Source organism: Janthinobacterium sp. NKUCC08_JDC, from assembly GCF_019345575.1.
Taxonomy (GTDB): domain Bacteria; phylum Pseudomonadota; class Gammaproteobacteria; order Burkholderiales; family Burkholderiaceae_D; genus Janthinobacterium; species Janthinobacterium aestuarii.
The window spans coordinates 1-223 of record NZ_JAHKQW010000077.1; the positions used below are offsets into that span (position 1 = coordinate 1).

Consider the following 223-nt stretch of genomic DNA (forward strand, 5'->3'; position numbering starts at 1 on the left):
GGCAGGCAGGCATTGCCCTGCTGCGTGGCAACTCTCCACACGACGCGACCGTCGCGCTGCTGGAAAGTGTGGCCCAGCCGCGATTGGCCTGTCCCGCCTGCCACTCGGCGCGCTTGCACCGGCATGGCCATGCGCACGGCCTGCAGCGCTACCGTTGCGTGCCGTGCGGACGTACCTTCAATGCCTTGACGGGCACGCCGCTGGCCCGCTTGCGCCACAAGGC

General features: G+C 70.0%; 1 pseudogene. It reads left to right on the top strand.

Going from position 1 to position 223, the window contains the following annotated elements:
- Positions 1-11: 11 nt before the first annotated feature.
- Positions 12-223 (top strand): annotated as a pseudogene (locus tag KO538_RS29195) (IS1595 family transposase); the annotation flags it as partial.